Here is a 23,060-nt window from a genome sequence, read left to right as displayed (position 1 = left end):
TCGGGGACCTTCGGGGCCCTATACCCTTGGCGCTCAGGTGATGTGTTTCCAAAGGAAACAGACGGGCGGGCGCCTATCACATAGCGGGGAAATCCCTCGCACTTGCTAAACGGAAGACAGAAAGCATGGCACTCAAGTCGTACAAGCCGACGACGCCGGGCCAGCGCGGGCTGGTGCTGATCGACCGTTCGGAGCTTTGGAAAGGACGTCCGGTCAAGTCTCTCACAGAGGGTTTGACCAAATCGGGCGGCCGGAACAACACCGGACGGATCACTTCACGCCGCCGCGGCGGTGGCGCAAAGCGTCTCTACCGGATCGTTGACTTTAAACGGAACAAAATGGATGTCGCGGCAACCGTCGAGCGGATCGAATACGACCCGAACCGGACCGCATTCATCGCACTGGTAAAATACGAAGACGGCGAGCAGGCGTATATCCTGGCTCCGCAGCGTTTGGCGGTGGGTGACAAGGTCATCTCATCGACAAAGGCGGACATCAAGCCGGGCAACGCAATGCCGTTCTCGGGCATGCCAATCGGTACAATTGTCCACAACATCGAGATGAAGCCTGGCAAAGGCGGTCAGATCGCGCGCGCGGCGGGTACGTACGCCCAGTTTGTTGGTCGCGATGGCGGTTACGCTCAGATCCGGCTGAGCTCGGGCGAGCTTCGCATGGTCCGTCAGGAATGCATGGCCACTATCGGTGCCGTATCCAACCCCGACAACAGCAACCAAAACCTCGGTAAAGCCGGTCGCATGCGCCACAAGGGCGTTCGTCCGTCGGTTCGTGGTGTTGCGATGAACCCGATCGATCACCCGCACGGTGGTGGTGAAGGTCGTACTTCGGGTGGCCGTACACCGGTTACACCATGGGGTAAGGATACCAAGGGTAAGCGTACCCGTAACAAGAACAAAGCGTCCCAGAAGCTGATTATCCGCTCGCGGCACGCCAAGAAGAAGGGACGTTAAACTATGTCTCGCTCTGTTTGGAAGGGCCCTTTCGTCGATGCTTACGTGCTGAAAAAAGCCGAAGCAGCGCGCGAGTCGGGCCGTAACGAAGTCATCAAAATTTGGTCGCGTCGTTCCACCATTTTGCCCCAGTTCGTGGGTCTGACCTTTGGTGTGTACAACGGCCATAAACATATTCCCGTAAACGTCTCGGAAGACATGATCGGTCAGAAGTTCGGTGAATACTCGCCGACCCGGACCTATTACGGTCACGCCGCAGACAAAAAAGCGAAGCGGAAGTAAGTCATGGGCAAGGAAAAGAACCCCCGCCGCGTGGCTGAAAACGAAGCAATGGCGAAAACCCGCATGCTTCGCACCAGTCCGCAGAAACTGAACCTGGTTGCGCAGATGATCCGCGGCAAGAAAGTTGAGAAGGCTTTGACCGATCTAACCTTCTCGAACAAGCGCGTCGCACAGGATGTGAAGAAATGCCTTCAGTCCGCAATCGCCAACGCCGAGAACAATCACAACCTGGACGTAGATGAGCTGATCGTTGCCGAGGCCTGGGTTGGCAAGAATTTGGTCATGAAGCGTGGTCGCCCGCGTGCCCGTGGCCGCTTTGGGAAAATCCTGAAGCCGTTCTCGGAGATCACCATCAAGGTGCGTCAAGTTGAGGAGCAAGCCTAATGGGACATAAAGTCAATCCGGTCGGCATGCGCCTTCAGGTGAACCGCACCTGGGACAGCCGTTGGTACGCAGATACCAAGGACTACGGAGATCTTCTGCTGGAAGACATCAAAATCCGTGAGTTCATTCAGAAAGAGTGTAAGCAGGCCGGTGTTGCCCGTGTGATCATTGAACGTCCGCACAAAAAGTGCCGCGTAACGATCCATACAGCGCGTCCGGGCGTCATAATCGGCAAGAAAGGTGCAGACATCGAAGTTCTGCGCAAAAAGCTTGCCCGCATGACTGACAGCGAACTGCACCTGAACATCGTCGAGGTGCGCAAGCCCGAGCTTGATGCGCAACTTGTTGCAGAGTCTATCGCTCAGCAACTTGAACGCCGCGTTTCGTTCCGCCGCGCGATGAAGCGGTCGGTTCAGAACGCCATGCGCATGGGCGCACTCGGTATTCGCGTCAACGTTGCTGGCCGTCTGGGCGGTGCCGAAATTGCGCGGACCGAGTGGTACCGGGAAGGCCGCGTTCCTCTGCACACTCTGCGTGCAGATATCGATTACGCACATGCCGAAGCGATGACACCGTATGGGATCATTGGGATCAAGGTCTGGATCTTCAAAGGTGAGATCATGGAGCACGATCCGCAGGCACGTGACCGTAAAGCACAGGAACTCCAGGATGGTCCGGCGCCTCGCGGTGCAGGCGGCCGTCGTTAAGGAGGATTTGAGATGCTTCAACCAAAGCGTACAAAATTCCGCAAGATGCACAAAGGCCGGATCAAGGGCGAAGCCAAAGGTGGCTCTGATCTGAACTTTGGCACCTATGGACTTAAAGCATTGCAGCCTGAACGTGTGACTGCGCGTCAGATCGAAGCTGCGCGTCGTGCCATGACCCGTCATATGAAACGTCAAGGTCGCGTTTGGATCCGTATCTTCCCCGACACTCCGGTTACGGCAAAGCCGATCGAAGTTCGTATGGGTAAAGGTAAGGGTTCGGTCGATCGCTGGGCTTGCAAAGTCAAGCCGGGTCGCGTGATGTTCGAGATCGACGGTGTCAACGACGACATCGCTCGTGAGGCACTGCGTCTTGCGGCGATGAAGTTGCCGATCAAGACTCGCGTTGTGGTTCGCGAAGACTGGTAAGTAATTGGCGGCAACCCCGCTTGAAATTTGATGACCCCCGTCGGAGAGCCGGCGGGGGTTTTCTTTTTCGCCCGAACTCTGCGATCGGGCTGCGAATGGAATCGACGAACAACTGGCGCACGCTTAGGCTGCCAAGCAGCAATGTGAGAGGTTTCAATGTTTCAGTTGCGCAAAAAGGTTTTTCTCAAAGAAGTCGTTACGGCGGACCAATTGGGCCAGCCCTGCCCGCCAATCAACCGCGTGGCTGCCATGGCTGTTTTTCAAAACCCGTTATCTGGGAAATTCTCGGAGGACTTATCAGAGCTTTTTGAGATTGGTGGTGCTCTTGGTAAAGATCTTGCCGCAGAAGCAATAAGGCAACTAAACGGTGATCCGGTCTCATACGGAAAGGCCGCGATTGTGGGCATCAATGGTGACCTCGAACAGGGTGGGGCAGTGATACATCCCAGGCTTGGTGCTCCGATGCGCGCAGCGGCCGGCGGGGGTGAAGCAGTAATTCCTTCTAATGCCAAGCTTGGTGCACCGGGATGTGAAATCGACCTGCCGCTTGGTCATAAGGACAACCCTTGGTCGTTCGATCATTTTGACACAATGACTTTGAACATACCTGACGCGCCAAAACCTGACGAGATCGTGCTTTGCTTAGCCTACGCAGATGGTGGGCGACCTATACCGCGCTGCGGTAAAGGGCCCATAAACACGTAAACGCAGCTACATTGACTGGCGTTGGTGAAGGGGCTGGGTTATGCCCGGCTCATGGCACAAATTGAATCACTCTTCGTTACCCGTCTCTATCGCGCAGCTTTGTCTGAATTCGACCCCAAGATCGACAAGGAAGAGTTGGAAAGTTCCTGTCTTGTCATCGCTGAGGATGACGAGGCCGGGCAAGAATGGTGCGAGAAGAACGGTTATCCCGGATATACAAGTTATGCGTCTCTAACGGATTTGCCTTGGCGGTTTCCGATCTTCACAGATCTGGTTGCATCACTGGACCGGCACGTCGCCGCATTCGCCAAGGATTTGGAGTTTGATCTGGGCGAAGGAAAGTTAAAGCTTGAGGATTTGTGGATCAACATCCTGCCCGAAGGCGGAATGCATTCCAGCCACATTCATCCGCACAGCGTGATTTCAGGCACGACCTATGTGGCGATGCCCGAAGGAACAAGTGCTTTGAAACTGGAAGACCCCCGCTCGGGCCGCATGATGGCCGCGCCGACTCGTCTGAAGGGCGCGCGGCGGGACTTGCGGCCGTTCATCTACATGCAGCCGCAGGTGGGTGAAGTTCTGCTGTGGGAAAGCTGGCTGCGCCACGAGGTGCCGATGAACATGGCCGAAGAAGAGCGGATTTCCGTGAGCTTTAATTATAAGTGGGAATAAGCGCGCCTTTAGACGGTCGCACTGCGCATTTTCTCTGTCACCCAGTCTTGCAATTTAAACGAGAGCTTTTCTCGAAACAGTTTCGTGATAATCTGTATGCACTTTTTATGTGTTTATTACGGAGAATTGGAATGGAATTTTTTAAGCCACAATTGTCGATCAAGATTAACCCAAACCTAAAGTCGTATGATGTCGAGGCAACAGTAGTCGTACCTACCGGGTGCTATGTAAAGGTCGGAGCATCTGCTGGGGCACCTCCGGATCAATATACCCTTCCGGAAGTTGAGCCGATCACATTGGCGATAAAATCGACGGATGGTCCCTGTATTCAAGCCCCTCAAGTTTTGACCTTCAAAGTAAGATGGCTGCCGCTGACGATTGGCAAAACCACCGTCCTTGCATTTGTGACAGTCGATGGTGACGTGGTAGCAACGGGCTCTAAAAGAATAGTGAGCTTTTCAAACGACATTATTGCTTCTGCGGCGGACACAGCCTTACCCCCGCCCGGGTCTGGCATCGAAATAAATTCAGTTTCAGCATGGATAAACGCGCAACCGCCTCAACCTCCCAGATTGATTGCGATCGTAAATGTTATAGCGCCATGCTTAAATTACGAGTTCACCTTTGATGACAAAGGACCTTTTGGAATTACGGGGAAAACCAGGCTTGTCGAATTGATTGCGACCCTTCCTGACGCATGCGACAGGGTCATTTTCGAAGGCCCTGTCAGATTTGAAACAGAGCTGGCGTCAAAGAACGAATTCGACTCGATCGCGATAGAGTTTGAAGGTGAACTTTATCTCGATCCCTTGGAAATCGTAGTCTAAGCTTAATTGTCTTCGATGGGCGGGAAAGCCCATCGAAGCAAAAGGCTGAAACTTTCCCTTGCCACACTCACCCCAAACCCTTATACGGCGGCATCCTGCGGTCTCCCGGCGTTGTCGGGCGATTCGTATGTCTATCATTCATCCACCAGGTCAAAGGTGACCCTGTAAGGGGGCCTTCTGGTGTTTTGAGCAAAGGAAAAAGGCGATGAACGCCCAAGAACTGCGTGACAAGACCCCGGACCAGCTCCGCGAGGAACTGGCCAACCTGAAGAAAGAAAGCTTTAACCTGCGCTTTCAACAGGCAACCGGTCAGCTGGAAAACACAGCCGGTATCAAAGCGGCCCGCCGCAATGCTGCCCGTGTCAAAACCATTCTGAACGAAAAGGCCGCTGCTGCGGCATCCGAGGAGTAATCAGATGCCCAAGCGTATTCTGCAAGGCACCGTGACCAGCGACGCCAATGAACAGACCGTAACCGTATCAGTCGAGCGCCGCTTTACGCATCCGGTTCTGAAGAAAACCATTCGTAAGTCCAAAAAATACAGGGCTCACGATGAAAGGAACGCCTTCAAAGTCGGCGATACAGTCCGCATTATCGAATGCGCGCCGAAATCGAAGACGAAACGTTGGGAGGTTCTGGAAGCTTAGGGCGTCCGGAGCTTTTCCATTTGTCGAAACCCTGGGGGAACTAACTAGACCAGCCCCCACAGGTCGGGAGAAACCACATGATCCAGATGCAGACCAATCTGGATGTCGCTGACAACTCTGGCGCACGCCGAGTTCAGTGCATCAAGGTCCTGGGTGGTTCCAAGCGTAAATACGCTTCTGTTGGCGACGTTATCGTCGTCTCGGTGAAGGAAGCCATCCCACGCGGTCGCGTAAAGAAAGGTGACGTCCGCAAGGCCGTCGTCGTACGCACCGCTAAAGAAGTCCGTCGCGAAGACGGCACAGCGATCCGTTTTGATCGCAACGCCGCCGTCATCCTGAACAACAACAACGAGCCGATCGGTACCCGTATCTTTGGCCCCGTTGTTCGTGAATTGCGTGGCAAGAACTTCATGAAAATCATCTCGCTTGCCCCGGAGGTGCTGTAATCATGGCTGCTAAACTCCGCAAAGGCGACAAAGTTGTCGTGTTGGCCGGTAAGGACAAGGGCAAAGAGGGAACCATAACCTCTGTTGACCCAAAGGCCGGTAAGGCCGTTGTCGACGGTATCAACATTGCCATTCGCCACACACGCCAGACGCAGAACAGCCAAGGTGGCCGCCTTCCCAAGGCTTTGCCGATCGACTTGTCGAACCTGGCGCTGCTGGACAAGAACGGTAAAGCAACCCGTGTCGGTTTCCGCATGGAAGGCGAAAAGAAGGTTCGTTTTGCTAAGACAACGGGAGATGTAATCGATGCTTGACACCGCAAACTACACCCCGCGCTTGAAAACTCAGTATGCCGAAACCATCCGTCCTGCTTTGAAAGAAGAGTTCGGTTACAAGAACGACATGCAGCTTCCCAAGCTGGAAAAAATTGTTCTGAACATCGGTTGTGGTGCTGAAGCCGTCAAAGACTCGAAAAAAGCGAAAGCTGCGGTCGAAGACTTGACGGCGATTGCTGGCCAGCAAGCTGTATCCACCAAAGCGAAAAAGTCGATCGCGGGTTTCCGCGTCCGCGAAGATATGCCGCTGGGTGCCAAGGTTACCCTGCGCGGCGACCGGATGTACGAGTTCCTGGATCGTCTAATTACCATCGCGATGCCGCGTGTTCGTGACTTCCGCGGTGTTAAGCCTTCTTTCGATGGTCGTGGCAACTTTGCCATGGGCATGAAAGAGCACATCGTTTTCCCTGAAATCGACTTCGACAAAGTCGACGAGGTCTGGGGCCTGGATATCGTAATTGCCACCACAGCGAAAACCGACGCTGAAGCAAAGGCACTGTTGAAGCATTTCAACATGCCGTTCAACGCATAAGCGCCGGGAGGATTGAGACATGGCTAAGAAAGCAATGATCGAACGCGAGAAAAAGCGCGAACGCCTGGTGGCCAAATATGCCGCAAAGCGTGCCGAGCTGAAAGAAATCGCTAATGACGAGAGCAAGCCGATGGAAGAGCGTTTCAAAGCGCGTCTGAAACTGGCGAAACTGCCGCGCAACAGCTCGGCTACCCGTCTGCACAACCGCTGTCAGCTGACCGGTCGTCCCCACGCTTATTACCGTAAGCTTAAGGTCAGCCGTATCGCGCTGCGCGAGCTGGGTTCTGCTGGTCAGATCCCCGGCATGGTGAAATCGAGCTGGTAAGGGAGAGATTGATATGAACGATCCTATCGGCGATATGCTCACCCGTATCCGCAATGCGCAAATGCGCGGAAAGTCCACTGTTTCTACCCCGGCTTCAAAGCTGCGCGGTTGGGTTTTGGACGTGCTGGCGGACGAAGGTTATATCCGTGGCTATGAAAAGACGACCGGTGAAAACGGTCATCCAGCCATCGAAATCAGCCTGAAATACTACGAAGGCACCCCTGTCATTCGCGAACTGAAGCGGGTTTCCAAGCCCGGTCGCCGTGTTTACATGGGCGTCAATGACATCCCGCAGGTCCGTCAGGGTCTGGGCGTGTCGATTGTCAGCACTCCGAAAGGTGTGATGTCGGACGCAAACGCTCGCTCCAACAATGTTGGCGGCGAAGTGCTCTGCACCGTCTTCTAAGGAGGTCTGCAATGTCTCGTATTGGTAAAAAACCGGTCGAGTTACCCAGCGGTGTTACCGCCACTGTGTCCGGCCAGACCATCGAAGTGAAGGGCCCGAAAGGCTCCCGCAGCTTCACCGCCACCGACGATGTGACGCTGTCAGTTGAAGACAACGTGGTCAAGATCGATCCGCGCGGCATGTCCAAGCGCGCGCGCCAACAGTGGGGCATGAGCCGCACTATGGTCGCAAATCTTGTTGAAGGCGTGACCAACGGCTTCAAGAAGGAACTTGAAATTCAGGGTGTTGGTTACCGGGCGCAGATGCAAGGCAATACCTTGAAGCTGAACCTTGGCTACAGCCACGACGTTGATTTCGTTGCTCCGGACGGCGTGACCATTACGGCACCGAAGCAAACCGAGATTGTTGTCGAAGGTATCGACCAACAACAAGTTGGTGAAGTTGCCGCAAAAATCCGCGATTGGCGCCGCCCCGAGCCGTATAAAGGCAAGGGCATCCGCTATAAGGGCGAGTTCATCTTCCGCAAGGAAGGCAAAAAGAAGTAAGGACGCAAACAATGGCAAACAGCAAAAGAACCCTGTTTCTGAAGCGCCGCCTGCGCGTTCGGAACAAACTTCGCAAAGTCAACGCGGGTCGGCCGCGTCTGTCTGTGCATCGGTCAAACAAGAACATCTCCGTTCAGTTGATCGACGACGTACGTGGCGTGACGCTGGCCTCCGCCTCGACCCTGGAAAAAGATCTGGGTGTTGTTGGCAAGAACAACGTCGAAGCGGCCGCCAAAGTGGGCGCAGCGATCGCCGAGCGTGCCAAGAAAGCTGGCGTCGAAGAAGCCTATTTCGATCGTGGTGGTTTCCTGTTCCACGGCAAAGTGAAGGCTGTCGCCGACGCTGCGCGTGAAGGTGGTCTGAAGATCTAAGACTTGCGGGCGGGTTTCGATCCGCCCCGATGATCCGGGGGTTTCGGCAGCAGTCGGGGCTCACTTGGATTGAATAAAACGGCGCTGATGCGCCTCTAGAGAAAAGGGATGCCAGATGGCAGAACGTGAAAACCGTCGGGGCCGAGGCCGCGACCGTGAAGAAGCACCGGAATTTGCCGATCGACTGGTCGCAATCAACCGTGTGTCTAAAACCGTAAAAGGTGGTAAGCGCTTTGGCTTCGCCGCTCTGGTGGTGGTCGGCGATCAGAAAGGTCGTGTGGGCTTTGGAAAAGGGAAAGCGAAAGAAGTACCTGAAGCCATCCGCAAGGCCACTGAGCAGGCCAAGCGTCAGATGATCCGTGTGCAACTGCGCGAAGGTCGGACTTTGCACCACGATATCGAAGGTCGTCATGGCGCCGGTAAAGTGGTTATGCGCACCGCACCTGAAGGAACCGGCATCATCGCAGGTGGTCCGATGCGTGCTGTGTTCGAAATGCTGGGCGTCAAGGACGTTGTTTCCAAGTCGCTGGGGTCGCAAAACCCGTACAACATGATCCGCGCAACCATTAACGGTCTGCAAAAAGAGCAGAGCCCGCGTTCGGTTGCTGCGCGTCGTGGCAAAAAGGTTGCTGACATCCTGCCCAAGCGGGAAGAAGCCCCGGCGGCCGAAGCACCTGCTGCTGAAGCTGAAGCGTAAGGAGAGCGACCCATGGCAAAAACCATCGTCGTCAAGCAGATCGGTTCTCCGATCCGCCGTCCCGCCGAACAGCGTGCAACTCTGATCGGTCTGGGTCTGAACAAGATGCACAAGACCCGTGAGCTGGAAGATACACCTTCGGTCCGCGGCATGATCAACAAGATTCCACATCTGGTAGAGATCGTCGAAGAACGCGGTTGATCGATTCAAAAACGAAATGCCAAAAAAGCGCCTCCGGTTCGGCCGGGGGCGCTTTTTCGGTTTAAAATAAAGCCTGCTAAATGTATTGGTTTCTTGTAAAAGTTAAAGACCCAGAACAGCGTGTTAGAGCGCTTCCGGCTTTTGTACTGCTATTACCACGATCTCTATCAGCGTCACATCGTCACCAAGGTCGGCTCCGACGCATGCTCTTTGGGGCCAATTTTTAGACGTGCCAATCCACTCACACCAAATTTCGTCCATGTCAGCCTTCATTTTCATGTCGCTCAGGTACACTCTTGCTTGTAGAAGCGCCTCTTTGTTGCTTCTTACTTCTGCGAGTTTTGCGTCAAGAAATTGTAAGCTGTTTCGAGTTTGCGCTTCGATCCCGCTGGCGGCGTTGGGGTCATAGGCAACAACGTAAGCAAGTCCATTGAAGGACACGGCATCGCTGCGCCCCTTTGCGTCACTGACAACGCGCTGAATTTTCAAATCAAACCCTTTCAGAAGTTTTACGGCCGCAAAATCGCACACCCAAACCAAATACGCAGTGAATAACAGGACTCAGGCGAACTGCAACAACCCAATCTAATTGCAATCCATAATCGATCGCCGATCATATCTTTTGTTGATCAGCCATTCACTCAATGCATATCGGCTAGACCTAAAATATCGTTGTTAGCGTTACCTGCCGCACCTATCTGAGCTTTGTCCCCAAAGGAACACATAGAGAAAACACCGGGGAATACGCCCTGGTCAAAGTAAGGAATAGAGATATGGCACACACAACTGCACTAGCACATGGCGGTTTCAACCTGAGTGCGCGAATTGCGAAGTTTGTCGAAGGTTTGAAAGAAACTCGCACCAAGGCAATCGAGTACCACCGCACCTATAACGAGCTCCAACGCTTGTCCAACCGGGAGCTGGATGACATTGGTTTGCGTAGGTGTGACATAGCAGACATCGCGCGCGAGCAGGTTTATTTCTCGTAAATACAATGAAGCTGTATAGCGCTTTAATTTGGAACTGAAACTGAGGCGCCCTGTGGCGCCTCTGGTATTTGCGGGTTTGGCAACCACGAGATGGTTGCTGAATGTTTGAAATTTACAAGAAACCTTGCAACAGACGGCACGAAGCTGTATCGGGCTGCGGTGGCATTGTGTCCGCGAGAATCAAAATCAAAAAATGCCGTGTTTGACCCATCACGCTTCGGGGGTCACATCCGGCCAAGGAGAAGCGAAATGAAACTGCATGAATTGAGCGACAATCCCGGCGCCACACCAAAACGCACCCGCGTTGGCCGTGGTCCCGGTTCCGGCAAAGGTAAAATGGGTGGCCGTGGTATCAAAGGCCAGAAATCCCGGTCAGGTGTCGCCATCAATGGTTATGAAGGCGGCCAGATGCCGCTTTATCAGCGTCTACCAAAGCGTGGCTTCAACAAGCCGAACCGGAAGGAATTCGCTGTAATCAACTTGGGCCTGATCCAGAAATTTGTCGACGCTGGCAAACTGGACGTCAAATCAGCAATTACCGAAGACGTTTTGGTTGCGTCCGGGCTCGTACGCCGCAAACTGGACGGTGTCCGGGTTCTGGCAAAGGGTGAAATCAACGCGAAGGTGAACCTGGAAGTGACCGGAGCTTCGAAATCTGCCGTTGAGGCAGTTGAAAAAGCGGGCGGTTCACTGAAAGTCACAAAAGCTGCTGCGGCAGAGTAAGCGCTTGTGAGTGGCGTCCGGGCCGCTTACATAGACTTCAGAGTTTTCCAAGACGCCGCCCGAGCCGGAAAACGGTTCCGGGCGGCGTTTACATAAGAGAGACCGATTTATGGTATCAGCAGCAGAACAAATGGCAGCCAACGCGAGCTGGTCTGCCCTTGGCAAAGCCACCGATCTGCGCAACCGCATCCTGTTCACGCTGGGATTGTTGATTGTCTACCGCCTTGGCACCTTCATTCCGGTACCTGGCATTGACGGGCAAGCTTTGCGCGAATTCATGGAGCAGGCGGGGCAGGGCATCGGCGGCATGGTTTCGATGTTTACCGGCGGGGCGCTTGGGCGGATGGGTATCTTTGCCCTTGGTATTATGCCCTACATTTCGGCTTCGATCATCGTTCAACTGCTGACTTCTATGGTTCCGGCCCTCGAACAACTCAAGAAAGAGGGCGAGCAAGGGCGCAAGAAAATCAACCAATACACGCGTTTTGGCACCGTAGCGTTGGCTACGGTCCAAGCCTACGGTTTGGCTGTCTCGCTGGAATCCGGCGATCTGGCCACCGATCCTGGGCTGTATTTCCGTTTCTCTACGATGATCACACTGGTCGGCGGCACAATGTTCCTGATGTGGTTGGGTGAGCAGATCACGGCGCGCGGTATAGGTAATGGTATCTCTCTGATCATCTTCGTTGGAATCATTGCAGAAGTTCCGGCGGCATTGGCGCAATTTTTTGCCAGCGGTCGCAGCGGCGCGATCAGTCCGGCGGTAATCGTCGGCGTAATAATCATGGTAATCGCCGTGATTACATTCGTTGTGTTCATGGAACGGGCGCTGCGCAAAATTCACATCCAGTACCCCCGTCGCCAGGCAGGTATGAAAGTGTACGAGGGCGGCTCGAGCCACCTTCCGGTCAAAGTAAACCCTGCAGGTGTAATCCCGGCGATCTTTGCAAGTTCATTGCTTCTTTTGCCGGTGACTATCTCAACCTTCTCATCCGGCGCCACGAATGGGCCGTTCATGTCGTGGCTGTTGGCTAACTTTGGTCCGGGTCAACCGCTGTATCTGTTGTTCTTTGCGACGATGATAGTCTTCTTTGCCTATTTCTACACGTTCAACGTGTCATTCAAGCCGGACGATGTGGCTGATAACCTGAAAAAGCAGAATGGATTTGTTCCCGGTATTCGCCCAGGAAAGAAAACTTCGGAATATCTTGAATATGTGGTCAACCGCGTTCTGGTTCTGGGTTCGGCCTATCTGGCGGCGGTGTGTCTTCTACCGGAAATTCTGCGAGGTCAGTTTGCCATTCCGTTCTATTTCGGCGGCACGTCGGTTCTGATCATTGTCTCTGTGACTATGGACACGATCCAACAGGTGCAGAGCCATTTGCTGGCGCATCAATACGAAGGTCTTATAGAAAAGTCCCAGCTGCGCGGTAAAAGCAAAAGACGCGGCAGAAAGGGACCCGCTCGGCGATGAATATCATTCTGTTGGGCCCGCCGGGCGCGGGCAAAGGCACGCAGGCGCGGCATCTGGTTGAAACGCGCGGTATGGTACAGCTAAGCACGGGCGACATGCTTCGCGAAGCAAAAGACAGCGGCACAGAGATGGGCAACCGCGTGGCGGAGGTAATGGCCAAAGGAGAATTGGTCACTGATGAAATCGTCATTGGGCTTATTCGTGAAAAGCTGGATCAGGGCGCGTCGGGCGGATTTATCTTCGATGGATTTCCCAGGACACTGGCGCAAGCAGATGCATTGGGTGAATTGCTCGAAAGTACTGGCAACAGTCTGGGTGCCGTAATCGAAATGGAAGTCGACGACGCTGCATTGGTTGAGCGTATCACGGCGCGATCCACCTGTGGCGGTTGCGGTGAGGTCTACAACGACAAAACCAAACCCATCCCGGCCGACGGACGTTGCACGAATTGCGGTAAGGAAAACGACTTCAAACGTCGTGCTGACGATAACGAGCAGAGCCTAAAGACGCGGCTTATGGAATACTACAAGAAAACCTCACCGCTGATTGGATATTATTATGCCAAAGGTCAGCTCTCCAGGGTCGATGGTCTGGGTGAGATCGCGCAAGTTCAAGATGCAATTGCAGGGGTTCTGGACGCCTAGTGTATCTATGGTTGGAAAATGGGCTTGACGACGCGATCAAAAGCCCATATCGACCCACATCCCTTAGGGAATCATCGTCGCGTGCGGGATTCGTCTGGCGCGCCTCTACTACCTCGTACAAATGCTGGACTCTCTGGCCTCACTGCCAAGGTCAAGTGTTGTGAAAAAAGGTTCTGGAGTTACGGAACCGCAACAAAAGGAAAGTGACACGTGGCACGTATTGCCGGCGTAAACATCCCGACTGCCAAGCGGGTACCTATCGCCCTCACATATATCACCGGTATCGGCAACACCTCGGCTAACGCAATATGCGAAGCCGTCGGTATCGACACGGCTCGCCGTGTCAACGAACTCTCGGACGCCGAAGTTTTGGCCATCCGTGAACATATCGACGCTAACTACACTGTTGAAGGTGACTTGCGTCGAGAAGTTCAAATGAACGTCAAACGCCTGATGGATCTGGGCTGCTATCGCGGTCTGCGTCATCGCCGTAACCTGCCGGTTCGCGGTCAGCGTACCCACACCAACGCCCGTACCCGCAAAGGCCCCGCAAAGGCCATCGCTGGTAAGAAGAAATAAGGGAGGGTCTGATAGATGGCACGTGATAAGACACGCGTAAAGCGTAAAGAGCGTAAGAACATCGCATCGGGCGTTGCCCATGTGAACTCGACGTTCAACAACACCAAGATCCTGATTTCGGACGTACAGGGCAACGCCATTTCGTGGTCGTCTGCCGGCACAATGGGGTTCAAGGGTTCGCGAAAGTCGACACCTTATGCTGCCCAGATGGCTGCAGAAGATGCAGGGAAAAAGGCGCAGGAACACGGCGTCAAGACGCTGGAAGTCGAAGTGCAGGGGCCTGGCTCTGGTCGGGAATCTGCGTTGCGTGCGTTGGCTGCAGTGGGCTTCAACATCACGTCGATCCGCGACGTGACCCCAATCGCTCACAACGGTTGTCGCCCGCCAAAGCGTCGCCGCGTCTAAGTGATTTTGAACAGAGCTGGGGCTGTGTTTTTGCACGGCCCCAGCACGTCATTTTAAACCTCGGGCGTCTGCACCTTGTTGGTCATGGGGCGCGGACAGGAATGGAGGGATTACATGATCCATAAGAATTGGGCAGAATTGATCAAACCGACCCAGCTTGACGGTAAACCGGGTAATGATCCTGCGCGTCAGGCGACTCTGGTTGCCGAGCCGTTGGAGCGTGGATTTGGTCTGACTTTGGGCAACGCACTGCGTCGTGTATTGATGAGCTCGCTACAGGGTGCCGCTATCACAAGTGTCCAGATCGACAACGTTTTGCACGAGTTTTCGTCGGTTGCGGGTGTGCGTGAAGACGTCACCGACATCATCCTGAACCTAAAAGGCGTGTCCCTACGTATGGAAGTCGAAGGTCCCAAGCGCCTGTCGATCAATGCTAAAGGCCCTGCCGTTGTCACTGCTGGCGACATCAGCGAGAGCGCTGGAATCGAGGTTTTGAACCGCGATCACGTCATCTGCCACTTGGATGATGGTGCGGACCTGTTCATGGAGCTGACTGTCAACACTGGCAAGGGTTACGTCTCAGCCGAAAAGAACAAACCCGAGGATGCTCCCATCGGTCTTATCCCGATCGATGCGATCTACTCTCCGGTCAAAAAGGTTGCCTATGATGTTCAGCCTACCCGCGAAGGGCAGGTTCTGGACTATGACAAGTTGACCCTGAAGATCGATACCGATGGATCGATCACTCCAGAAGATGCTTTGGCCTTTGCCGCGCGTATTTTGCAAGACCAATTGTCGATATTTGTCAACTTTGACGAACCAGAGGCAGCCGGTCGCCAAGATGAAGATGATGGTCTGGAATTTAACCCGCTGCTGCTGAAGAAAGTGGACGAACTTGAACTGTCGGTCCGTTCGGCGAACTGTCTGAAGAACGACAACATCGTGTACATCGGCGATTTGATCCAGAAGACCGAAGCCGAGATGCTGCGCACTCCGAACTTCGGCCGCAAATCGCTAAACGAGATCAAGGAAGTGCTTTCCGGTATGGGTTTGCACCTCGGTATGGATGTCGAAGACTGGCCGCCCGACAACATCGAGGATCTGGCCAAGAAATTCGAAGACGCGTTTTAAGCGCGTCTTCGCCTATGCCCGGGTTGCCGGGGACGTTCTGGGCACTTCCGCCCCAAGGAGAGCCGGTGACACGCATCGCCGGCCAGACAAAGCAAAATTGAAAGAAGGAACTAAAAAATGCGTCACGCACGTGGTTATCGCCGCCTGAATCGTACTCACGAGCACCGAAAAGCTCTGTTTGCGAACATGGCCGGTTCTCTCATCGAACATGAGCAGATCAAGACGACTCTTCCCAAAGCTAAGGAATTGCGCCCGATCGTTGAAAAACTGATCACCCTTGGCAAACGCGGCGACTTGCATGCCCGTCGGCAGGCAGCGTCGCAGCTGAAGGAAGATAAGGACGTTGCAAAGCTGTTCGAAGTTCTTGGTCCTCGTTACGCCGAGCGTCAGGGCGGCTATGTCCGCATCCTGAAGGCTGGTTTCCGCTATGGCGATATGGCCCCAATGGCGATCATCGAGTTCGTTGATCGTGATCTGGACGCCAAGGGTGCTGCTGACAAAGCACGCGTCGCTGCGGAAGAGGCGGCTGACGAAGAGTAATAGAACCTGGCACGATCAGAAGGCCCCTGCGTTTTAATCGCGGGGTCTTTTTGTTTTTTCAGGTGCCTAAGGCTTACTGTCGTCCTGTTGCCAGAATCGAGAATTTGAGTGATCCTTCAAGAAATTGAGGGATCGCAATATGTTCAGATGTTTAATAATTGCGCTCAGTATCGGCGCATCTAGTGCCCTTTATGCGCAAGAAGAATCCGACAACGTTGAAGCAGCGCCATCTGATCTTTTGACAGATGCCGAACTGCAAACTTTAGTCGCCCCGGTGGCTCTTTACCCCGACACGTTGCTAATACAGATCTTTGTCGCCGCCACGCAGCCATTGGAGATTGTCAAGGCCGAGCGCTATTTGCTTGATAACGCTGATCGTGACCCTGCAGAACTGGAACCTGAAATAGAAGCGATGGGATGGGATCCTTCTGTAGCTGTCTTAGCGACAGCTTTTCCCGAAGTCGTTGGACAAATGGCAACGCATATTGATTGGACCGAAACGGTAGGTACCGCCATGCTGGCCCAGTCAGATGACGTGTTGGACGCAGTTCAGGTGATGCGGGATCAGGCAATCGACAGCGGTGCATTGGTTTCAGGGCCTGAGCAAACCGTCGAAGTGGCCGAAGATGAAACAGTCGTAATCACACCCACAAACACCGAAACGGTCTATGTGCCCCAATACAACCCAGAGACCGTCTACACAGGGCCTTCGGCTGGAGATGTACTGGGCGCGACTTTGCTGACCTTCGGCACCGTGGCGTTGATTGATGAGATTTTTGACGATGACGACGATTGGTATGATTATTGGGGATGCCGAAATTGCGGGGGGTGGGACGGTGGTCCTATCTACAGAAACCCAGACATCGACATAGACGTCGATGGAAACGTCAACATCGGTAATGACATAGACTTGGGCGACCGAACAAAGAATGGGTGGCAACCCGATCCGGATCGTCAACAACAGGCGCGCAACAAGATCGCGGATCATAAAAGACCCGAAGGCGGTCGTAGCGATCTGCCAGTCAACCGCCCTGAGGGGCGCACAGATGAGTTGCGTGCCAAATTGAGCCGAGAATCCGGAGCCGCAGATATCAGCAGAGATGGAGCCGCGCGAGACCGGGCGGCGGCAGCTGCGGTTGGAGCAGGCGCTGGTGCGGTGGCAGGTGGTGCGCTTGCCAATCGGGCAGATGGAAACGGTAACCTGCCGCAGGTTAATCGAGGCAATGTTGACCGCGATAAGGCTGTGGCCAAACAACAAGCTATTGATCGCACCAAACAACGGCCAGATGCCGGGAAAAAGAATGTGGCGCAAAGACCAAAGACCGCTCAGAAACCGCCAGTAAAGAAAGCGGCGGCGCCGCAACGTAAACCTTCGGCATCCAAGGGGCAGGCGATGAAGAAAAAAGCGTCGGGTAGCAGAACACATAGTGCGTCCAAACGTGGGCACGCGGCCAAAGGAAAGCGGAGACGGTAAGATGCGTAAGTCGTTTTTTTCTATTTTGCTCCTTGTCGCCGCCGCTGGCCCGGCGCTGTCGGATGGAGCTCGGTTTGATACCCCGCAGACAGCTCTGGACGCATTTGTCGAAGCGTTGAGGGCGAGCGATCAAGAAAAACTTCTGGAGATTTTTGGGTCCGAAGCTGAAGAATTGATTGGCACGGGTGAACCTGTGGAAGAGCGGGAAACAAGGCAGGAAGTGCTTGAAATGTACGCCGAAGGGTACCGCTTTCAGCCCGAGGGTGAAGGGGTAGTTCTTCTGCTGGGTGAAGACAGTTGGCCCTTCCCGATCCCAATTTCAAGAGTTGAAAACAGATGGCAATTCGATCTCGAAGCCGGGGTCGAAGAACTGTCCGCCCGTGAGATCGGTTTGAACGAACTCGAGGTTATCGACTTGCTTGAGGCTTATGTCGATCTTCAGGCTGCGTTCCGGTTGGTCGATCATAACGGTGATGGAGTTATGGAGTTTGCACGAACTATCATCGCCGATCCAGGGGAAAGAAACGGGCTGTTCTGGCCTGAGGAAGATAGTTTCGTGGGAGCAGCACTGGCCCGTGCTGCGGCCTCAGGGTGGAGCGATGGCGAGGCCGACTATGAAGCTGAACCCTTCCTTGGTTACTATTATACAATCTTGCAAGGTCAGGGACCAAACGCTCCTGGTGGGGCTTATTCCTATTACGTCGGCGACTTGTTTTTGGCTGGGCACGCACTGCTGGCGGTCCCGTCTGAATATGGTGAAACGGGTGTCCACTCGTTCCTGGTTGGTGAAAACGGGGTCGTTTACGAGGCCGACTTCGGCCCGGATACGCTTAACTTAACAGCTGAAATTTCGACCTATGATCCGGGCCCAGATTGGTCACCGGTTGAATAAGCTGAAATTCAGAAACGTAAGAGACCTTTGTCAGCTGCTTGCAACATCATAGGTTGTGCTGGACTAAAATCGGTTGTGTGAATTCAGTTGTTGAGGCCAGCGTCGCTGTCATGAACCGCGGCTTCCGGTGCGCGCCCATCGGTTGTCCTCGCTTGCATTAATGGCCTGTGGAGCGCATATCCACCTGAACAATATCGGTTGAGGTATCCATGTTTCGCGCGACACTTATTGTTTTGTCATTGGCATGCGCCACTATGGCCACGGCAGAAACCCGAGTACCGCAGACGCAGTCCGAAATTTCCTTGGGTTTCGCGCCTGTCGTCAAGCAAGCAGCACCAGCCGTTGTCAATATCTACGCAAAAATCGTGCGGAAGGGTGGTGCAAACCCTTTCTTTTTAGACCCGTTCTTTCAAGAGTTTTTTGGCCGTGATTTTGGCGCCCCAAGGCCTCGTGTTCAAAATTCGCTGGGTTCTGGAGTAATTTTGACCGAAGACGGATTTGTCGTTTCGAACTATCATGTCGTCGGATCTGCCACGGAAATCCGCGTGGTCACCACGGACAGGCGCGAGTTTTCGGCTAAAGTGGTGCTGGGAGACGAAGAAAGCGACATCGCCATCTTGAGATTGGAGCAAGCTGATAGCCTTCCTTACCTAATAATGCGCGACTCGGATCATGTGGAAGTGGGCGAGTTGGCGTTGGCAATTGGCAATCCATTCGGGGTGGGGCAGACGGTTTCCTCAGGCATTATCTCTGGTTTGGCACGGACAGGAACCGCAACCGGTAACGCGCGCGGCTATTTCATTCAGACCGACGCTGCAATTAACCCCGGCAACTCCGGTGGTGCTTTGATCGATGTGAATGGGAAACTGATCGGAATTAATACCTCGATCCTAACGCGGTCCGGTGGTTCGAATGGTATTGGTTTTGCCATACCTGCCAATCTGGTTGCTGAATTTCTGAAACAGGCACGTGCTGGCAATTCGAACTTTGTCAGCCCGTGGGCTGGTATGGCCGGGCAACACATGAGCGCAGATATCGCCGAGTCGCTGGGCATTACTATCCCACAAGGCGTGGTCATATCCGATTTACACATTCTCAGCCCACTGGCTGACGCAGGGTTGCGTGTAGGTGATGTGGTGACCCATGTCGATGGGGATGAGGTCAACTCCCCCGCTGAAATGAAATTCCGCATGTCTGTATCGGGTGTTGGTGGAACATCCATCTTAACGCGACTAAGGGACGGCGTGAGCGGAGAAGTTGAAGTAGACCTGATTGAGGCTCCGGACAAGCCAGCGGCAGAAGAAATCTCTCTTGACGACAAAACTGTATTGCCCGGTTTAAAAGTTGCCCGAGTAAATCCCGTTATGATTACGAGCCTTGGATTGGCTCTTTCGCAGACAGGCGTGGTCGTCGTAGATCCCGGCCCTTACGGTGGTCGTGCTGGCTTGCGGGTCGGCGACGTTCTGAATGCTATCAATGGCGCAGAAATGGAGCGCCCAGGCGACGTTGTTAGCGCTTTGACCGATCCTGGGCGCAGATTGAACATGAGTATTCAACGTGGCGGGCGTTCTTTATCCCTTCGGTTTCGGTTGTGATCTGTGACTGATTTATTCGACACAGGAAAGTCCGAACCTGCCGAAGAACCGCATAGACCGCTGGCCGACAGGTTGCGGCCAAAATCGCTGAGCGATGTGATCGGGCAGGAACAAGTGCTTGGACCAGAAGCACCGTTGGGCGTCATGTTGGCTGCGGGTAGTTTGTCCAGCCTAATATTCTGGGGACCTCCGGGTGTCGGAAAGACCACGATCGCGCGACTTCTTGCGCAGGAAACCGATCTGCACTTTGTTCAGATCAGTGCGATTTTTACAGGGGTGCCAGACCTGAAAAAGGTTTTCGAGGCTGCGAAAATCCGCCGGCAAAACGGTCAAGGCACATTGTTGTTCGTCGACGAAATACATCGTTTCAACAAGGCGCAGCAGGATGGGTTTCTGCCACATATGGAAGATGGCACGATCTTGTTGGTTGGGGCCACGACTGAAAACCCGTCGTTTGAGTTAAACGCCGCGGTGCTGAGCAGAGCGCAAGTTTTGGTTCTGGAACGCTTGAGTCTTGCGGATTTGGAACGTTTGACGCAACGGGCAGAAAAAGAACTTGGACGCGCATTGCCGCTGAACCCGGCTGCGCGAGATGCGCTGCAAGAGATGGCAGATGGCGACGGGCGCGCGTTGCTAAATCTGATCGAACAGATCGCGGCGTGGTCAGTTGATAGGCCTCTGGATCCGGATGCCCTGTCGACGCGCTTGATGCGAAGGGCTGCCAAATATGACAAGTCTGGAGACGAACATTACAATCTGATCTCGGCGCTGCATAAATCGGTCCGAGGGTCCGACCCCGATGCGGCCCTTTATTGGTTAGCCCGAATGCTGAACGGTGGCGAAGACCCCAGATACCTTGCGCGTCGGATCACCCGGATGGCGGTTGAAGATATTGGTCTTGCCGACCCACAAGCCCAGGCAATTTGCCTTCAATCCTGGGAGACATACGAAAGATTGGGTTCTCCTGAGGGTGAATTGGCTTTGGCGCAAGCACTCATCTATCTGGCTTTGGCGCCGAAATCGAACGGGGCCTATATGGGCTATAAGGCGGCGACGCGGCTTGCAAAGCAGTCGGGCAGTGAACCTCCGCCAAAGCATATATTGAACGCGCCAACGTCCCTAATGAAAGATCAGGGTTATGGGGAAGGGTACGCTTACGATCACGATGCCGAAGACGGATTTTCCGGTCAGAACTACTTTCCCGACGATATGAAACGCCCGGTCCTGTATCAGCCTGTAGAACGCGGTTTTGAGCGCGAGTTAAAGAAGCGTCTGGAGTATTTCGGTAAGTTGCGAGCGCAGCGGAACTCTGATCAAGGCTGACTTGACTCTTTGAACGATGCAGGCGAGAGACGCGCGTGTTTCCGTGCGGGATATTATAGATTCAATTCGAACGCGTTTGCCGTTTGAAATAAGGGACAATGGCATGACTGGCGTGCAAATCGTCACTGTTGCAGAAGGAGACAGCGACCAGCGGTTGGATCGTTGGCTGCGTCGATTGTTTCCGCATGTCGGCCAAGGTCGTATTGAAAAAATGTGCCGCAAGGGTGAATTGCGCGTCGACGGAGGCAGGGTTAAGGCTTCGACCCGATTGGAAACGGGTCAAGTTGTTCGTATCCCACCGTTGCCTGATGCAGATCACAAACCGACGGAAACCAAAAAAAGAATTTCTGAGTCTGATGCCAAGATGATCCAATCCTGCGTGATCTACCGAGACGATCACGTTCTTGCGCTAAATAAGCCTCACGGGTTGCCGGTGCAGGGCGGTAGCGGACAAACGCGCCATGTCGATGGCCTTTCCGAAGCGTTGAGATTCGGTTTTGAAGAAAACCCACGCCTGGTACATCGGCTGGATAAAGACACTTCGGGTGTTTTGCTGATGGCGCGTACGCGAGAGGCGGCCAAAGGGCTGACGGCCGCGTTCCGCCACCGCAATACTCGTAAGATTTACTGGGCGCTAGTTGCGGGGGTCCCAACACCATATCTGGGTGAGATCAAGACTGGGCTGGTTAAAGCTCCAGGTCACGGTAAGCAAGGTGAAGGCGAAAAGATGATCGCCGTTCACTTAAATGAAATTGACACCACCTCGGGTGCCAAGCGCGCACATACGCTTTATGCCACTCTTTACCGCGTTGCGGGTCGTGCGGCTTGGGTCGCATTGGAACCTGTAACAGGCCGCACGCATCAATTGCGGGCACACATGGCAGCTATTGGCCATCCAATAATCGGTGACGGGAAATACGGAGGATCGGGCCAGGAGAACCTAGGCGATGGTTGGGGTGCGCAACTGGGTGGAATTATCAGCCGAAAACTGCACCTCCATGCGCGGACTCTGTCCTTTGAACACCCGGTGTCACACAAGCCAATAACCATCTCGGCCCTTCTGCCGGATCATATGAAAAGCAGTTGGGACACACTTGGCTGGACCGAAGATCTAGCGGCGGACGACCCGTTTGAGGAGTTGCAATGACCGCTCCGTTGCGGTTGGTGCTGTTTGACGTCGATGGCACCCTGGTCGATAGCCAAGGCAGCATCGTTTCCGCCATGACAGCAAGTTTCGAGGCGCTTTCATTGAACGCCCCGCCTCGCTCCGAGACGCTGTCGATTGTGGGCTTGTCATTGCCGCAGGCAATAAGCCAGTTGGCGCCGGAACATTCCCTAAAGGTACAGGAACGTCTGGTTGAAGGATACAAACAAGCCTATCATGCGAACAGGTTGGAGAAGGGTGCAGCCAATTCACCGCTTTATCCAGGAGCACGCAAGGTTATTGAGACGTTGCATTCAGTGCCGGAAATCCTGCTGGGCGTTGCAACCGGAAAGTCGCAGCGTGGATTGGACGCTTTATTGGAAGCACATGATCTTGAACGGTTTTTCGTGACCCGTCAGGTTGCCGATCATCATCCGTCGAAACCACACCCTTCGATGATAAATACAGCGCTGGCAGAAACAGGAGTCGCTGCGGAAAACGCCTCAATGATTGGCGATACCAGTTTTGACATGGAAATGGCGTCTGCTGCTGGGGTGGCTGGCATCGGCGTCAGTTGGGGGTATCACCATCGGTCATCGCTTACAGCAGCAGTTTCTGTGATCGACAGTTTTGACCTTTTGCCGAGTGTGCTGGCCGAGATTTGGGAATAA

The 23,060-nt window shown here is 54.0% G+C and carries 34 protein-coding genes; 33 read left to right on the top strand and 1 reads right to left on the bottom strand.

Features of this window, described 5'->3' with window-relative positions:
• Positions 1-125: 125 nt before the first annotated feature.
• The 19 genes from rplB to rpmD all read left to right on the top strand — a co-directional run bounded on the left by rplB (position 126) and on the right by rpmD (position 9,476).
• Positions 126-968, top strand: coding sequence for a 50S ribosomal protein L2 (rplB, locus tag AC2FNV_RS10915; RefSeq protein WP_170476944.1), 843 nt, complete (start codon positions 126-128; stop codon positions 966-968).
• Between the two features lie 3 nt (positions 969-971).
• Positions 972-1,250 (top strand): 30S ribosomal protein S19, encoded by a 279-nt coding sequence (gene rpsS, locus AC2FNV_RS10910; protein WP_010437056.1) that lies wholly within the window; start codon positions 972-974, stop codon positions 1,248-1,250.
• A gap of 3 nt (positions 1,251-1,253) precedes the next feature.
• Complete coding sequence (rplV, locus tag AC2FNV_RS10905) at positions 1,254-1,634, top strand: 50S ribosomal protein L22 (protein WP_008756532.1); 381 nt, start codon at positions 1,254-1,256, stop codon at positions 1,632-1,634.
• A complete protein-coding gene (gene rpsC, locus AC2FNV_RS10900) occupies positions 1,634-2,341 on the top strand; it encodes a 30S ribosomal protein S3 (protein ID WP_170476946.1) in 708 nt (235 codons plus the stop codon). Before rplV ends, rpsC begins: the two co-directional genes overlap by 1 nt.
• Positions 2,342-2,353: 12 nt before the next feature.
• Positions 2,354-2,767 (top strand): 50S ribosomal protein L16, encoded by a 414-nt coding sequence (gene rplP / locus AC2FNV_RS10895; protein ID WP_170476948.1) that lies wholly within the window; start codon positions 2,354-2,356, stop codon positions 2,765-2,767.
• A gap of 156 nt (positions 2,768-2,923) precedes the next feature.
• On the top strand, positions 2,924-3,472 hold the full coding sequence (locus tag AC2FNV_RS10890; protein WP_170603378.1) for an amino acid synthesis family protein: 549 nt from the start codon (positions 2,924-2,926) through the stop codon (positions 3,470-3,472).
• A 51-nt stretch (positions 3,473-3,523) separates the two neighbouring features.
• Positions 3,524-4,144 (top strand): 2OG-Fe(II) oxygenase family protein, encoded by a 621-nt coding sequence (locus AC2FNV_RS10885; RefSeq protein ID WP_170476952.1) that lies wholly within the window; start codon positions 3,524-3,526, stop codon positions 4,142-4,144.
• A 131-nt stretch (positions 4,145-4,275) separates the two neighbouring features.
• Positions 4,276-4,971 (top strand): hypothetical protein, encoded by a 696-nt coding sequence (locus AC2FNV_RS10880; protein ID WP_170603380.1) that lies wholly within the window; start codon positions 4,276-4,278, stop codon positions 4,969-4,971.
• Positions 4,972-5,176: 205 nt separating this feature from the next.
• Complete coding sequence (rpmC, locus tag AC2FNV_RS10875; protein WP_010437082.1) at positions 5,177-5,383, top strand: 50S ribosomal protein L29; 207 nt, start codon at positions 5,177-5,179, stop codon at positions 5,381-5,383.
• A 4-nt stretch (positions 5,384-5,387) separates the two neighbouring features.
• Positions 5,388-5,618, top strand: a complete 231-nt coding sequence (gene rpsQ / locus AC2FNV_RS10870) for a 30S ribosomal protein S17 (RefSeq protein ID WP_170603382.1) — start codon at positions 5,388-5,390, stop codon at positions 5,616-5,618.
• Between the two features lie 77 nt (positions 5,619-5,695).
• Positions 5,696-6,064, top strand: coding sequence for a 50S ribosomal protein L14 (gene rplN / locus AC2FNV_RS10865; protein WP_068340767.1), 369 nt, complete (start codon positions 5,696-5,698; stop codon positions 6,062-6,064).
• Positions 6,065-6,066: 2 nt separating this feature from the next.
• On the top strand, positions 6,067-6,378 hold the full coding sequence (gene rplX / locus AC2FNV_RS10860; protein ID WP_170476956.1) for a 50S ribosomal protein L24: 312 nt from the start codon (positions 6,067-6,069) through the stop codon (positions 6,376-6,378).
• Positions 6,371-6,931 (top strand): 50S ribosomal protein L5, encoded by a 561-nt coding sequence (gene rplE, locus AC2FNV_RS10855; protein WP_170476958.1) that lies wholly within the window; start codon positions 6,371-6,373, stop codon positions 6,929-6,931. Before rplX ends, rplE begins: the two co-directional genes overlap by 8 nt.
• A gap of 19 nt (positions 6,932-6,950) precedes the next feature.
• The gene (rpsN, locus tag AC2FNV_RS10850) at positions 6,951-7,256 is read left to right on the top strand and encodes a 30S ribosomal protein S14 (protein WP_010437098.1); all 306 of its coding nucleotides are present in this window, start codon (positions 6,951-6,953) and stop codon (positions 7,254-7,256) included.
• A 13-nt stretch (positions 7,257-7,269) separates the two neighbouring features.
• Entirely contained in the window at positions 7,270-7,662 is a 393-nt protein-coding gene (gene rpsH / locus AC2FNV_RS10845) for a 30S ribosomal protein S8 (RefSeq protein WP_068340741.1), read from the top strand.
• An 11-nt stretch (positions 7,663-7,673) separates the two neighbouring features.
• On the top strand, positions 7,674-8,207 hold the full coding sequence (gene rplF, locus AC2FNV_RS10840; RefSeq protein ID WP_170476959.1) for a 50S ribosomal protein L6: 534 nt from the start codon (positions 7,674-7,676) through the stop codon (positions 8,205-8,207).
• A gap of 11 nt (positions 8,208-8,218) precedes the next feature.
• Positions 8,219-8,578: a 50S ribosomal protein L18 gene (gene rplR / locus AC2FNV_RS10835; RefSeq protein ID WP_170476961.1), complete on the top strand. Its 360-nt coding sequence runs from the start codon at positions 8,219-8,221 to the stop codon at positions 8,576-8,578.
• 115 nt (positions 8,579-8,693) lie between these two features.
• Positions 8,694-9,275 carry a 30S ribosomal protein S5 gene (gene rpsE, locus AC2FNV_RS10830; RefSeq protein WP_170603384.1) on the top strand — a complete coding sequence of 194 codons (582 nt, stop codon included), beginning with the start codon at positions 8,694-8,696 and terminating at the stop codon, positions 9,273-9,275.
• Between the two features lie 12 nt (positions 9,276-9,287).
• A complete protein-coding gene (gene rpmD / locus AC2FNV_RS10825) occupies positions 9,288-9,476 on the top strand; it encodes a 50S ribosomal protein L30 (RefSeq protein ID WP_005621828.1) in 189 nt (62 codons plus the stop codon).
• A 123-nt stretch (positions 9,477-9,599) separates the two neighbouring features.
• Here rpmD and AC2FNV_RS10820 read toward each other — a convergent pair whose 3' ends face one another.
• The gene (locus AC2FNV_RS10820) at positions 9,600-9,965 is read right to left on the bottom strand and encodes a Rid family hydrolase (protein ID WP_170603386.1); all 366 of its coding nucleotides are present in this window, start codon (positions 9,963-9,965) and stop codon (positions 9,600-9,602) included.
• A 284-nt stretch (positions 9,966-10,249) separates the two neighbouring features.
• Here AC2FNV_RS10820 and AC2FNV_RS10815 point away from each other — a divergent pair, with 284 nt between their 5' ends.
• The 14 genes from AC2FNV_RS10815 to AC2FNV_RS10750 all read left to right on the top strand — a co-directional run bounded on the left by AC2FNV_RS10815 (position 10,250) and on the right by AC2FNV_RS10750 (position 23,060).
• Positions 10,250-10,465 (top strand): DUF1127 domain-containing protein, encoded by a 216-nt coding sequence (locus AC2FNV_RS10815; RefSeq protein WP_170476967.1) that lies wholly within the window; start codon positions 10,250-10,252, stop codon positions 10,463-10,465.
• A gap of 249 nt (positions 10,466-10,714) precedes the next feature.
• Complete coding sequence (gene rplO, locus AC2FNV_RS10810; RefSeq protein ID WP_170603388.1) at positions 10,715-11,188, top strand: 50S ribosomal protein L15; 474 nt, start codon at positions 10,715-10,717, stop codon at positions 11,186-11,188.
• 109 nt (positions 11,189-11,297) lie between these two features.
• A complete protein-coding gene (gene secY / locus AC2FNV_RS10805) occupies positions 11,298-12,662 on the top strand; it encodes a preprotein translocase subunit SecY (protein WP_170476970.1) in 1,365 nt (454 codons plus the stop codon).
• Entirely contained in the window at positions 12,659-13,306 is a 648-nt protein-coding gene (locus tag AC2FNV_RS10800; RefSeq protein WP_170476971.1) for an adenylate kinase, read from the top strand. The genes secY and AC2FNV_RS10800 overlap by 4 nt, the downstream gene beginning before the upstream one ends.
• 210 nt (positions 13,307-13,516) lie before the next feature.
• Positions 13,517-13,885, top strand: coding sequence for a 30S ribosomal protein S13 (gene rpsM, locus AC2FNV_RS10795; protein WP_170476973.1), 369 nt, complete (start codon positions 13,517-13,519; stop codon positions 13,883-13,885).
• Positions 13,886-13,900: 15 nt separating this feature from the next.
• Positions 13,901-14,290: a 30S ribosomal protein S11 gene (rpsK, locus tag AC2FNV_RS10790; protein ID WP_008757289.1), complete on the top strand. Its 390-nt coding sequence runs from the start codon at positions 13,901-13,903 to the stop codon at positions 14,288-14,290.
• A 114-nt stretch (positions 14,291-14,404) separates the two neighbouring features.
• Positions 14,405-15,421, top strand: a complete 1,017-nt coding sequence (locus tag AC2FNV_RS10785) for a DNA-directed RNA polymerase subunit alpha (protein ID WP_170476975.1) — start codon at positions 14,405-14,407, stop codon at positions 15,419-15,421.
• A 117-nt stretch (positions 15,422-15,538) separates the two neighbouring features.
• A complete protein-coding gene (rplQ, locus tag AC2FNV_RS10780) occupies positions 15,539-15,961 on the top strand; it encodes a 50S ribosomal protein L17 (protein ID WP_170476977.1) in 423 nt (140 codons plus the stop codon).
• Between the two features lie 139 nt (positions 15,962-16,100).
• The gene (locus tag AC2FNV_RS10775; RefSeq protein ID WP_170603390.1) at positions 16,101-17,435 is read left to right on the top strand and encodes a DUF3300 domain-containing protein; all 1,335 of its coding nucleotides are present in this window, start codon (positions 16,101-16,103) and stop codon (positions 17,433-17,435) included.
• Between the two features lies 1 nt (position 17,436).
• Positions 17,437-18,327, top strand: coding sequence for a DUF2950 family protein (locus tag AC2FNV_RS10770; protein WP_170603392.1), 891 nt, complete (start codon positions 17,437-17,439; stop codon positions 18,325-18,327).
• A gap of 209 nt (positions 18,328-18,536) precedes the next feature.
• Positions 18,537-19,922, top strand: coding sequence for a trypsin-like peptidase domain-containing protein (locus AC2FNV_RS10765; protein ID WP_496773264.1), 1,386 nt, complete (start codon positions 18,537-18,539; stop codon positions 19,920-19,922).
• A gap of 3 nt (positions 19,923-19,925) precedes the next feature.
• Positions 19,926-21,245: a replication-associated recombination protein A gene (locus AC2FNV_RS10760; RefSeq protein WP_170476984.1), complete on the top strand. Its 1,320-nt coding sequence runs from the start codon at positions 19,926-19,928 to the stop codon at positions 21,243-21,245.
• A gap of 103 nt (positions 21,246-21,348) precedes the next feature.
• Positions 21,349-22,392 carry an RluA family pseudouridine synthase gene (locus AC2FNV_RS10755; protein ID WP_170610747.1) on the top strand — a complete coding sequence of 348 codons (1,044 nt, stop codon included), beginning with the start codon at positions 21,349-21,351 and terminating at the stop codon, positions 22,390-22,392.
• Positions 22,389-23,060, top strand: a complete 672-nt coding sequence (locus AC2FNV_RS10750) for an HAD-IA family hydrolase (RefSeq protein WP_170476987.1) — start codon at positions 22,389-22,391, stop codon at positions 23,058-23,060. Before AC2FNV_RS10755 ends, AC2FNV_RS10750 begins: the two co-directional genes overlap by 4 nt.

Source organism: Ruegeria sp. BHSA163 (assembly GCF_059613365.1).
This window is presented reverse-complemented; position numbering and strand designations above follow the sequence as displayed.

Coding starts and splice junctions, on each gene's coding strand:
- rplB (WP_170476944.1), top strand. CDS start 126: ATGGCACTCAAGTCGTACAAGCCGACGACGCCGGGCCAGCGCGGGCTG.
- rpsS (WP_010437056.1), top strand. CDS start 972: ATGTCTCGCTCTGTTTGGAAGGGCCCTTTCGTCGATGCTTACGTGCTG.
- rplV (WP_008756532.1), top strand. CDS start 1,254: ATGGGCAAGGAAAAGAACCCCCGCCGCGTGGCTGAAAACGAAGCAATG.
- rpsC (WP_170476946.1), top strand. CDS start 1,634: ATGGGACATAAAGTCAATCCGGTCGGCATGCGCCTTCAGGTGAACCGC.
- rplP (WP_170476948.1), top strand. CDS start 2,354: ATGCTTCAACCAAAGCGTACAAAATTCCGCAAGATGCACAAAGGCCGG.
- AC2FNV_RS10890 (WP_170603378.1), top strand. CDS start 2,924: ATGTTTCAGTTGCGCAAAAAGGTTTTTCTCAAAGAAGTCGTTACGGCG.
- AC2FNV_RS10885 (WP_170476952.1), top strand. CDS start 3,524: ATGGCACAAATTGAATCACTCTTCGTTACCCGTCTCTATCGCGCAGCT.
- AC2FNV_RS10880 (WP_170603380.1), top strand. CDS start 4,276: ATGGAATTTTTTAAGCCACAATTGTCGATCAAGATTAACCCAAACCTA.
- rpmC (WP_010437082.1), top strand. CDS start 5,177: ATGAACGCCCAAGAACTGCGTGACAAGACCCCGGACCAGCTCCGCGAG.
- rpsQ (WP_170603382.1), top strand. CDS start 5,388: ATGCCCAAGCGTATTCTGCAAGGCACCGTGACCAGCGACGCCAATGAA.
- rplN (WP_068340767.1), top strand. CDS start 5,696: ATGATCCAGATGCAGACCAATCTGGATGTCGCTGACAACTCTGGCGCA.
- rplX (WP_170476956.1), top strand. CDS start 6,067: ATGGCTGCTAAACTCCGCAAAGGCGACAAAGTTGTCGTGTTGGCCGGT.
- rplE (WP_170476958.1), top strand. CDS start 6,371: ATGCTTGACACCGCAAACTACACCCCGCGCTTGAAAACTCAGTATGCC.
- rpsN (WP_010437098.1), top strand. CDS start 6,951: ATGGCTAAGAAAGCAATGATCGAACGCGAGAAAAAGCGCGAACGCCTG.
- rpsH (WP_068340741.1), top strand. CDS start 7,270: ATGAACGATCCTATCGGCGATATGCTCACCCGTATCCGCAATGCGCAA.
- rplF (WP_170476959.1), top strand. CDS start 7,674: ATGTCTCGTATTGGTAAAAAACCGGTCGAGTTACCCAGCGGTGTTACC.
- rplR (WP_170476961.1), top strand. CDS start 8,219: ATGGCAAACAGCAAAAGAACCCTGTTTCTGAAGCGCCGCCTGCGCGTT.
- rpsE (WP_170603384.1), top strand. CDS start 8,694: ATGGCAGAACGTGAAAACCGTCGGGGCCGAGGCCGCGACCGTGAAGAA.
- rpmD (WP_005621828.1), top strand. CDS start 9,288: ATGGCAAAAACCATCGTCGTCAAGCAGATCGGTTCTCCGATCCGCCGT.
- AC2FNV_RS10815 (WP_170476967.1), top strand. CDS start 10,250: ATGGCACACACAACTGCACTAGCACATGGCGGTTTCAACCTGAGTGCG.
- rplO (WP_170603388.1), top strand. CDS start 10,715: ATGAAACTGCATGAATTGAGCGACAATCCCGGCGCCACACCAAAACGC.
- secY (WP_170476970.1), top strand. CDS start 11,298: ATGGTATCAGCAGCAGAACAAATGGCAGCCAACGCGAGCTGGTCTGCC.
- AC2FNV_RS10800 (WP_170476971.1), top strand. CDS start 12,659: ATGAATATCATTCTGTTGGGCCCGCCGGGCGCGGGCAAAGGCACGCAG.
- rpsK (WP_008757289.1), top strand. CDS start 13,901: ATGGCACGTGATAAGACACGCGTAAAGCGTAAAGAGCGTAAGAACATC.
- AC2FNV_RS10785 (WP_170476975.1), top strand. CDS start 14,405: ATGATCCATAAGAATTGGGCAGAATTGATCAAACCGACCCAGCTTGAC.
- rplQ (WP_170476977.1), top strand. CDS start 15,539: ATGCGTCACGCACGTGGTTATCGCCGCCTGAATCGTACTCACGAGCAC.
- AC2FNV_RS10775 (WP_170603390.1), top strand. CDS start 16,101: ATGTTCAGATGTTTAATAATTGCGCTCAGTATCGGCGCATCTAGTGCC.
- AC2FNV_RS10770 (WP_170603392.1), top strand. CDS start 17,437: ATGCGTAAGTCGTTTTTTTCTATTTTGCTCCTTGTCGCCGCCGCTGGC.
- AC2FNV_RS10765 (WP_496773264.1), top strand. CDS start 18,537: ATGTTTCGCGCGACACTTATTGTTTTGTCATTGGCATGCGCCACTATG.
- AC2FNV_RS10755 (WP_170610747.1), top strand. CDS start 21,349: ATGACTGGCGTGCAAATCGTCACTGTTGCAGAAGGAGACAGCGACCAG.
- AC2FNV_RS10750 (WP_170476987.1), top strand. CDS start 22,389: ATGACCGCTCCGTTGCGGTTGGTGCTGTTTGACGTCGATGGCACCCTG.